The sequence below is a fragment of the Streptomyces sp. NPDC057307 genome (assembly GCF_042667665.1).
In the GTDB taxonomy this organism is placed as follows: Bacteria; Actinomycetota; Actinomycetes; order Streptomycetales; family Streptomycetaceae; genus Streptomyces.
Genome location: NZ_JBHUZM010000082.1, coordinates 25,166 through 33,275, shown reverse-complemented (window position 1 = coordinate 33,275; position 8,110 = coordinate 25,166). Strand labels below are relative to the sequence as shown.

Sequence of the window (8,110 nt, the reverse complement as noted above, 5' to 3'; positions counted from 1 at the left end):
CCTGCGGCGGGGTGGCACCGTGTTCAAGCCATGTGCCGCCTTGTCAGGGTGTGCGCGCGATCAGGTAGCGGAAGACGTTGGGCATCCATACGGTGCCGTCGCGCCGGACGTGCGGATGGAGGGCCTCGGTTATCTCCTTCTCCACCTGCGACTGATCCGTCGCCCGCACCGCCGCGTCGAACACCCCGGTCGACAGCAGCCCCCGCAGGGCGCTCTCCATGCCGGCATAGCCGAACGGGCAGGACACGCGTCCCGAACCGTCGGGCTTCAGCCCGGCCCGCGCCGCCACGTCCTCCAGGTCGTCCCTGAGCGGCGGACGGTAGCCGCCGCCCTTGCGCAGCCGCTCCGTCAGCCGCCCCGCCACCCGCAGGACCCCGGACGTCGCGCAGCGCTCCGGCGGGCCCCAGCCGGCGAGCACCACCGGGGTGCCGCGGTCCGCCATCGGCACCGCCTCCGCCAGTGCGGGGCCGAGACCGTCCGAGTCGCCGGCGGCGACACCGATGGGCTGGAACGCCGTGATCACGTCGTAAGAAGGGCGCTCCGCCTCGACGACAGCGGTCGCGCCGCCCGTCAGTACACGCGCTCGGCTCCGGCCGCCGAACGCCCTCGACGACGCCGACGGCGAAGCGGCCACGGGCCTTCCCGAGGGCGCCGAAGAGGTCGCGTGCGCCATGGGGCGTTCGTCGTGGACGAGCCGCTCACGGGCGAGTGCCACGCGCTCCTGGTCGGCGTCCACGCCGGTGACCTGGGCGCCCCTGGCCGTGGCGATCAGCAGGGCGAGTCCCGAGCCGCAGCCGAGGCCCAGCAGCCTGGTGCCGGGGCCGACCTCCAGGCGCTCGTACACCGCCTCGTAGAGCGGCACCAGCATCCGTTCCTGGATCTCGGCCCAGTCACGGGCGCGCTCACACGCCTCTGTGGAAGGGTCTGTCGAGGCCGCGTTCACCTGCTGCTGGTGGTGCTGGACGAGCGTACGAGTCATGGATAGCGCCCCAATCCGGCGAGAGGTCCTTGTGCCCTGATTGACAGCCCCCGTGTACGTGCGCGCCTTCGTTCCCCGTATGCCAGAGAACTCCGCATCCGTGCCCGCGTCCAGTGGTTCGCGGGCAATCCTTGTGTGCTCCGGTCGTGCGCCCCGGCGCACGAAAATTCGCTCTCACCGAACGTTGTCGCCCTACGGTCCGACCCTCCGCCGAATCGCCCCTGGCCGCGCCCCGTGCGCCGCCGCCGTGCCCATGCGCGGAGCCCGCACGGGCAAGGCGGAACGGCGTACGAGGGCCATCGCCAGGCGTCAGCGGAGATTGAGCCGAACGGGTGACGCCGCCGGAATGTGATCCCTCAACTCCCCATCACCCGCGCCGGTATCGGGTGAATCCGCTCGGCCTGCCCCGGGCGGGGCCGATGCCGGGGATCGGCGGCGCGCCCGTTAATGTCGTTCTTGTGGCCCCGCCCCGTGCCGCCCTTCTACCGAGGTCCGAGCGGCGTGGACATCGATACGGCTGCCCGAACGGTCGCGGCCAGGTGTCGGCTCGATCTGGTGTACGTATTTCTCCTACGCGTCCAGACGTAGCCAGTGCTACGTACCCCCTTGTGGGGAGAAGCGAGGCTTCTCCACAGATCTACGCACCCGCCCTCGTCAGGACGCATCAATGGCAACTGACGGGTACGTGCAAAATATTTGGGATGCCCCGGAATGGAACCCGGGAGGCTCCAGGCTCGTTGTTCACGACGTGAGCACGACACCACCTGTTCTCGCCGCAGAGCTGGCGCAGGCGTGGGCCGAGATTCAGCGGCACCACACCGAGCTGCCCGATCTTGCCGCGCCAGAGTCCCTGATCGGAGAGTCGTCGTCCGCCTGCGGCGCCGAGCTCTCCTTCGAGCGACTGCTTCATGAGGCAGTCCATGGCATCGCCGCCGCCCGGGGTGTCCGCGACACCTCCCGAGCCGGCCGCTACCACAACCGCCGATTCCTCGCGATCGCCGAGGAGTTGGGCCTGGACCATTCCGAGGAGCCGCATCCCAGCAGTGGTTTCTCCCTGGTCTCACTCAACCCCGAGGCGAGACGGCGCTACCGTCCCACCATCGAGCGACTCCAACGCGCCCTCGCGGCGCACATGGTCGCGACGACGTCCGACACCGAGCGCAGCTTCCGCGGTCCTGCCGCGCGGCACGGCTCGTCGGGCGGCGGGGTGCGCGTGAAGGCGGTCTGCGACTGCGGCCGTAACGTGCGCGTGGTTCCGTCGGTCCTCGCCCAGGCCCCGATTGTTTGCGGCGGCTGTGGCAAGCCGTTCCGCATTCCGGAAGTGGTCGCCGCTGCCAGCTGAGCACCACCGTTGCCCACCCGGCCCCGGAGCCGCCCCCGTCAGGAGCCGCCCCCGGTCGGGCGGGGCGCGGCGCGCCTGAGGCGTATGGCACAATGGCCAGCTGTACTCGACAGTCGCACAGGACCCCTCTCTCCTCCGGCTGACGCGTCCATCGGGCACACGAGTACCGCAACCCCACGCGGCATGCGATGTGCCCAACCACGTCAAGATCCAGGAGAGACCACTTCCGTGGCAGTCAAGATCAAGCTGAAGCGTCTGGGCAAGATCCGTTCGCCTCACTACCGCATCATCGTCGCCGACTCCCGTACCCGCCGTGACGGCCGGGCCATCGAGGAGATCGGCCTGTACCACCCGGTGCAGAACCCGTCGCGTATCGAGGTCGACTCGGACCGCGCGCGTTACTGGCTGTCCGTCGGCGCCCAGCCGACCGAGCCGGTTCTCGCGATCCTCAAGCTCACGGGCGACTGGCAGGCGCACAAGGGCCTGCCCGCGCCGGCGCCGCTGCTCCTGCCGGAGCCGAAGGCCGACAAGCGTGCCCTCTTCGAGGCCCTCGCCAAGGACGGCGACGAGCCCAAGGGTGATGCCATCACCCCCAAGGCGAAGAAGGCCGACAAGAAGACGGACGAGGCTGACGCCGCTGCTTCGGCGCCCGCCGCTGAGCCGACCGAGGCCTGAGCATGCTCGAGGAGGCTCTCGAGCACCTCGTGAAGGGCATCGTCGACAACCCGGACGATGTGCAGGTCGCCTCGCGCACCCTGCGCCGTGGCCGTGTGCTCGAGGTACGGGTCCATCCCGACGACCTCGGTAAGGTGATCGGCCGCAACGGCCGCACCGCACGCGCCCTGCGCACCGTCGTGGGCGCGATCGGCGGCCGTGGTATCCGCGTCGACCTCGTCGACGTGGATCAGGTCCGCTGACAGAGTTGTGAACCGGCAGGGGCCGGGGAGGGCCATGGCCCTCCCCGGTCTTTGTCGTCTTCGCGGCGCGGGCGCGGAACGCCGCGGCGTCGCTCCGCCGCCGCCAATGCCGGAGAAGCCGCAGAGGCCGCAGAAGTTGGAGAACAGGGGCGTGTGCAAGTGCAGTTGGTAGTCGCGCGGATCGGCCGTGCCCACGGCATCAAGGGCGAGGTCACCGTCGAGGTGCGTACGGACGAGCCCGAGCTGCGGCTCGGTCCCGGGGCCGTACTCGCCACCGAACCGGCCTCCACGGGGCCCCTGACGATCGAGACCGGCCGGGTGCACAGCGGCAGGCTGCTGCTGCGTTTCGCCGGGGTGAGCGACCGTACGGGCGCCGAGGCCCTGCGCAACACCCTGCTCATCGCCGAGGTGGACCCGGAGGACATGCCGGAGGACCCGGACGAGTACTACGACCACCAGCTCATGGACCTGGACGTCGTCCTGGCGGACGGTACCGAGGTCGGGCGGATCACCGAGATCACCCACCTCCCGTCGCAGGACCTGTTCATCGTGGAGCGGCCCGACGGCACAGAGGTCATGATCCCCTTCGTCGAGGAGATCGTGACCGAGATCGACCTGGTCGAGCAGAGGGCCGTGATCGACCCGCCGCCCGGCCTCATCGACGACAACGCGGTCGTCGCCGCCGGCACCAGCGGTGAAGACGGCGAAGACGGTGGCGACGGCGTCGGCTCCGACGGTGCGGGCAAGGGCGAGCCGTCATGACGTCCACCGCCGTCCTGCGGGCCGACGTGATCACGATCTTCCCGGAGTACCTCGAACCGCTGAACGTGTCCCTCGTCGGCAAGGCACGCGCGCGTGGCCGTCTCGACGTGGACGTGCGCGACCTCCGGGAGTGGACGTACGACCGGCACAACACGGTCGACGACACCCCGTACGGCGGCGGCCCCGGCATGGTGATGAAGACCGGTCCCTGGGGCGACGCCCTCGACGAGGCGATCGCGGACGGCTACGAGGCGGGCGCGCACCGCCCAGTCCTGGTCGTTCCCACGCCCAGCGGCCGCCCCTTCACCCAGGAACTCGCCGTCGAACTCTCCGAGCGGCCCTGGCTGCTCTTCGCACCGGCCCGGTACGAGGGAATCGACCGCCGTGTCGTCGACGAGTACGCGACGCGGATGCCGGTGTACGAGGTCTCCATCGGCGACTACGTCCTGGCCGGCGGAGAGGCCGCCGTACTGGTCATCATGGAGGCCGTCGCACGGCTGCTGCCCGGCGTCCTGGGCAACGCGGAGTCACATCGTGACGACTCCTTCGCCCCCGGAGCCATGGCCGATCTGCTGGAGGGTCCCGTCTACACGAAGCCCCCGGAGTGGCGCGGGCGTGCCATTCCGGACATCCTTCTCAGCGGTCATCACAGCAAGATCGCGCGGTGGCGACGGGACGAGGCGTTCCGCCGTACGGCGCTCAACAGGCCCGACATGATCGAGCGTTGTGACGCGGCGGCCTTCGACAAGAAGGACCGCGAGACGCTCTCCATCATGGGCTGGGCCCCGGAGCCCGGTGGCCGATTTTGGCGCAGGCCCGAGGCCGTGGAAGAATGAGCCGTTGCTGTACGTCCGGTGCGCGCCCCTGCCACAGGGGGAACGACGTCCATCCGACGCGAACGGCGCTCCGAATTTTCCTTTCGACATTCCGTTGATGACCTGTGGCATCAGCGAGGAAGCAGACGATCATGGCTCACCTGCTCGACACCGTAGACGCGGCGTCGCTGCGCAGCGACCTCCCCGCTTTCCGTCCCGGCGACACCGTGAACGTCCACGTACGTGTCATCGAGGGCAACCGCTCCCGTATCCAGCAGTTCAAGGGTGTTGTCATCCGCCGACAGGGCTCAGGCGTCCGTGAGACCTTCACGGTCCGCAAGGTCTCCTTCTCCGTCGGCGTCGAGCGCACCTTCCCGGTGCACAGCCCGATCTTCGAGAAGATCGAGCTCGTGAGCCGTGGTGACGTACGTCGCGCCAAGCTCTACTACCTCCGTGAGCTGCGCGGCAAGGCCGCGAAGATCAAGGAGAAGCGCGACAACTGAGCCGAGGCTCGAACTCGCGCACGGTTCCACCGGACGGCCGGATAAGCTCTGAGCCCGATGGACACCGAACCACAGCACTTGGAGCGCGGCCCTTCTTCCACACCCGCCACAGGGAACGAAGAGGGGTCGCGCTCCGTGCGTATGCCGGGATTCTCGGGACTTCTCCGGGGCCTTTCGTGGCGCAGGGCCGCGGCCCTGGGCGTCCTGGGTACGGCCTCTCTCCTGCTGTTCAGCGCCTTTGTCGTGCAGCCCTTCCTGATCCCCAGCGGCTCCATGGAGCCGGGTCTCCAGGTCGGAGACCGCGTTCTCGTCAACAAGTTGGCGTACCGTTTCGGTACCGAGCCGCAGCGCGGTGATGTGGTCGTCTTCGACGGCACCGGGTCCTTCGTACAGGAACCGGTGCGGGAGAACCCCCTCACCCGGGTCGCCCACGGGGCGGCGGCGGCCCTCGGTCTCGCCGAGCCCGCCGAGACCGATTTCGTGAAGCGCGTGATCGGCGTGGGGGGAGACCGGGTGGTCTGCTGCGACGAGGGGGGCAAGGTCGAGGTGAACGGCCGGGCGGTCGACGAGCGCTATCTGTACTTCGGCGACGCGCCGTCCAGCGCGCCCTTCGACATCGTCGTACCCGACGGCACGCTCTGGGTGATGGGCGACCACCGCAGCAACTCCCGCGACTCACGTGACCACTTGGGCCGGCCCGGTGGCGGCACGGTGCCCGTGGACAAGGTCATCGGGCGGGTGGACTGGATCGGCTGGCCCCTGGGCCGCTGGGCCTCGCTGGAGCGCTCCGACGCCTTCAGGGACGTAACCGGCCCGGGCGGCGCCCATGGGTAACCGAGGACGGCCCGGGGGCCACCGGTCCGACACCCGGCTGCCGACAGGCACCAGACCCACCGCGGAACGCGCCCTGCCGGGGCGCGCGGAGCGGCGCAGGCTCGCCCGCAAGGTCAAACGCCGCCGTCGGCGCTCCGCGATGACGGAGATCCCACTCCTGATCACCGTGGCGCTGCTGATCGCGCTCGTCCTCAAGACCTTCCTCGTCCAGGCGTTCGTGATCCCCTCCGGCTCCATGGAGCAGACGATCCGGATCGACGACCGGGTGCTCGTGGACAAGCTGACGCCCTGGTTCGGCTCCCGCCCCGAGCGCGGCGACGTCGTCGTGTTCAAGGACCCCGGCGGCTGGCTCGAGGAGGAGACCGAGGCGCCCGCGGACGACCCGATCGTCGTCAAGCAGGTCAAGCAGGTCCTCACCTTCATCGGGCTGCTGCCGTCCGCCGACGAGCAGGACCTGATCAAGCGCGTCGTCGCCGTGGGCGGAGACACCGTGAAGTGCTGCGACAAGGACGGGCGCATCGTCGTCAACGGGGTACCGCTCACGGAGCCGTATCTCAATCCCGGCAACCCGCCGTCGACACTCGACTTCGAGGTGAAGGTGCCGGCGGGGCGGATCTTCGTGATGGGCGACCACCGGTCGAACTCGGCCGACTCGCGCTTCCACCTCGACGAGAAGTTCCGCGGCACCGTCTCGGAGGACGAGGTCGTCGGACGGGCCGTCGTCATCGCCTGGCCGCTGGGCCACTGGCGGCGGCTGGAGGAGCCGGAGACGTACGCCTCCGTACCGGACGCGCGCGCCGCACCGACCACGGCGCTCGGCCCGTCGAATAGTGTGTCCTCTCAGGATCCGAACGGAATGATCCTGCTCCCGACCCCTGCGGAACTCCCGCTCGTTATGGGAGTGGTGGGCCTGCTCCGTCTCCGGAGCGGGCGGTTGCACGGAGTGAGGAGTGGATGTGGGGGATTTGGCCGTCGGCGCACGATCCGGACACGGTGAGTCCGAGGACAGGCCCGAGCAGCTCGCCGAGCCTTCCGTCGGTTCTGCCGGTTCCGCCGCGGAGACCCCATCCGCGGGAGCGTCCGCAGAGATGAAGGACCAGACGGTGGAGCGGCCGGACGGTGGGCCCGAGGGCGGCGAGCCCGGAGACGACGGGGCTTCTGACGTGAAGAAGCCGCGTTCGTTCTGGAAGGAACTGCCGCTGCTGATCGGTATCGCGCTGCTGCTCGCCCTGCTGATCAAGACCTTCCTGGTACAGGCGTTCTCGATCCCCTCGGACTCGATGCAGGACACGCTGCAGCGCGGGGACCGCGTGCTCGTCGACAAGCTCACGCCGTGGTTCGGCGCGGAGCCCGAGCGCGGCGAGGTCGTGGTCTTCCACGACCCGGGCGGCTGGCTCGACAGCACGGAGGCTCCCGAGCCCAACGTGGCGCAGAAGTTCCTCAGCTTCATCGGCCTCATGCCGTCCTCCGAGGAGAAGGACCTCATCAAGAGGGTCATCGCGGTCGGCGGCGACACGGTGGAGTGCAAGAAGGGCGGCAGCGTCCAGGTCAACGGGAAGGCGCTGAACGAGAAGTCGTACATCTTCCCCGGAAACAGCGCCTGTGACGACGAGCCGTTCGGACCGATCACGGTGCCCGACGGCCGGATCTGGGTGATGGGCGACCACCGGCAGAACTCGCTCGACTCCCGCTACCACCAGGAACTGCCCGGTCACGGCACCGTCTCCACGGACGAGGTCGTCGGCCGCGCGATCGTCATCGCCTGGCCGCTCGACCGGCTGTCGACGCTGCCCGTGCCCGACACCTTCGACCAGAAGGGCCTCAACGCGGCCGCTGTGGCGACGGCGGGGGCCCCGGCCGTGCTCGGCCTCGCCGGCGCCGTACCGCTGGTGTTCTGGCGCAGGCGGAGGCTGACCGGCGGCCGTACCGCCGGGTAGGGTGCCGTCCCAGATCGCCGA

General features: G+C 69.6%; 10 protein-coding genes. 9 read left to right on the top strand and 1 reads right to left on the bottom strand.

The features are described from left to right. Window positions 1-43: 43 nt before the first annotated feature. Window positions 44-979, bottom strand: coding sequence for a methyltransferase domain-containing protein (locus ACFUN8_RS24695; protein ID WP_383641501.1), 936 nt, complete (start codon window positions 977-979; stop codon window positions 44-46). A gap of 748 nt (window positions 980-1,727) precedes the next feature. On the opposite strand from ACFUN8_RS24695, the gene ACFUN8_RS24690 reads away from it, so the two are divergent. The 9 genes from ACFUN8_RS24690 to lepB (ACFUN8_RS24650) all read left to right on the top strand — a co-directional run bounded on the left by ACFUN8_RS24690 (window position 1,728) and on the right by lepB (ACFUN8_RS24650) (window position 8,089). Continuing rightward, entirely contained in the window at window positions 1,728-2,321 is a 594-nt protein-coding gene (locus ACFUN8_RS24690) for a hypothetical protein (RefSeq protein WP_383641515.1), read from the top strand. A 228-nt stretch (window positions 2,322-2,549) separates the two neighbouring features. Continuing rightward, window positions 2,550-2,996: a 30S ribosomal protein S16 gene (gene rpsP, locus ACFUN8_RS24685; protein ID WP_382564982.1), complete on the top strand. Its 447-nt coding sequence runs from the start codon at window positions 2,550-2,552 to the stop codon at window positions 2,994-2,996. Between the two features lie 2 nt (window positions 2,997-2,998). Further along, window positions 2,999-3,238, top strand: a complete 240-nt coding sequence (locus ACFUN8_RS24680) for an RNA-binding protein (protein ID WP_003980229.1) — start codon at window positions 2,999-3,001, stop codon at window positions 3,236-3,238. 159 nt (window positions 3,239-3,397) lie between these two features. Next, window positions 3,398-4,000, top strand: a complete 603-nt coding sequence (gene rimM / locus ACFUN8_RS24675) for a ribosome maturation factor RimM (RefSeq protein ID WP_383641497.1) — start codon at window positions 3,398-3,400, stop codon at window positions 3,998-4,000. A 14-nt stretch (window positions 4,001-4,014) separates the two neighbouring features. After that, entirely contained in the window at window positions 4,015-4,836 is an 822-nt protein-coding gene (gene trmD, locus ACFUN8_RS24670; protein ID WP_383641512.1) for a tRNA (guanosine(37)-N1)-methyltransferase TrmD, read from the top strand. Window positions 4,837-4,967: 131 nt separating this feature from the next. After that, the gene (gene rplS / locus ACFUN8_RS24665; RefSeq protein ID WP_023538359.1) at window positions 4,968-5,318 is read left to right on the top strand and encodes a 50S ribosomal protein L19; all 351 of its coding nucleotides are present in this window, start codon (window positions 4,968-4,970) and stop codon (window positions 5,316-5,318) included. A 57-nt stretch (window positions 5,319-5,375) separates the two neighbouring features. Then, window positions 5,376-6,152 (top strand): signal peptidase I, encoded by a 777-nt coding sequence (gene lepB / locus ACFUN8_RS24660; RefSeq protein WP_383641493.1) that lies wholly within the window; start codon window positions 5,376-5,378, stop codon window positions 6,150-6,152. Next, window positions 6,145-7,149 (top strand): signal peptidase I, encoded by a 1,005-nt coding sequence (gene lepB / locus ACFUN8_RS24655; RefSeq protein ID WP_382564985.1) that lies wholly within the window; start codon window positions 6,145-6,147, stop codon window positions 7,147-7,149. Before lepB (ACFUN8_RS24660) ends, lepB (ACFUN8_RS24655) begins: the two co-directional genes overlap by 8 nt. Further along, entirely contained in the window at window positions 7,118-8,089 is a 972-nt protein-coding gene (lepB, locus tag ACFUN8_RS24650) for a signal peptidase I (protein WP_383641509.1), read from the top strand. Before lepB (ACFUN8_RS24655) ends, lepB (ACFUN8_RS24650) begins: the two co-directional genes overlap by 32 nt. The last annotated feature ends 21 nt before the right edge of the window (window positions 8,090-8,110 follow it).